Raw genomic sequence first — 1,074 nt, forward strand, 5'->3', positions numbered from 1 at the left:
TGATGGTCATTGGCAAATCCAATCGCGTATTTCTCGCGGGGGTTCTTTTCAAAACAGTAGTGAACCTCCACACAATACTTACGGATGACCTCCGCATCGATACCGCGCGAGGCGGCATACTCAAGCAGATGGCGGTTTCTCAAGGGAACGGTTCCCAGAATCTTCATCGAACTTCCCGAAGGCGCTCTCTTCTCCCGGACGGAAGTCTGTCCGGAGGTAGCACCGGCATGCCCTGCAAAGCCCATTTCCCCGATACGGCGCATAGCCTCCGGAAAGGAACAGTTCTCAATGCGCATGACCAGGTCTACGGCCCTGCCATGAGTGCCCTCGCCGAAATCATACCAGCGGTTCTCCTCTTTGAAAACCTTGAAACTCGGCGAGCTGTCACGCCGGAAAGGCGAACTGTACATGTCATATCCCCCGAAGTGTCGGGAAGGATTATGCCCGTAATAGGAAAGAATATCTTCCAACGGTATCGAATTGGCTTCCTGTGATGTCATGACTTGTTATGTTAATTGTTCCGTAAAATCCATTTTCTATGCCGACATGGGTACGGCCTGGCGCATACGGCTCAGGATAAACCTTGTGGGGCTTTTAATTCTCCTGTTACCCCAGGTTTCCTTCAGGACGGAAGCCAGTACTACAGGTGCGACGGCGGCAAGCTGCATGATCTCCTGCTGGTCTCTTGCGGCTATCCCCAGAAGATCGAGGGTTTTGCGCATGGAGCGCATCGTCTCGGCCTGTTTCCTTTCACGGTCCGCCTGCCCGTATTCGGCATTGTACTTGGCGATATAGTTGTTTATCAGAGGTTCCAGATAATTGAACGTGGTGAGCTGAAAATGGCTCTGCTCAATCTCCCGGATAGCTGTCTCGACTGGAAAATCAGGATAATATCCCCTCAGGAAATGCACCCACCGGATATTGTTCTCGGATACTCCCATACTTTTAAGTTTCCTTGAAAGAAAATTCTCCTCATCCGGATTGCCCGAAGGAATGGTTGAGGGGTTTGGGGAGGATATGTTTTCTTTGTTTTTATTTTGTGGTTTATTTTCGCGAAGTATTTCAGCTTTTTCG

Annotated in this window: 1 protein-coding gene and 1 pseudogene; both read right to left on the bottom strand. The window is 50.2% G+C overall.

Going from position 1 to position 1,074, the window contains the following annotated elements:
* On the bottom strand, positions 1-500 hold a 500-nt coding region (locus AB5903_RS22510), incomplete at its 3' end, for a CHC2 zinc finger domain-containing protein (RefSeq protein WP_368118325.1).
* A gap of 36 nt (positions 501-536) precedes the next feature.
* Positions 537-1,074: pseudogene (locus AB5903_RS22515) on the bottom strand (replication protein); the annotation flags it as partial.

It is taken from the genome of Bacteroides sp. 2201st1_D9_2201SCRN_220225, assembly GCF_040928965.1.
In the GTDB taxonomy this organism is placed as follows: Bacteria; Bacteroidota; Bacteroidia; order Bacteroidales; family Bacteroidaceae; genus Bacteroides; species Bacteroides stercoris.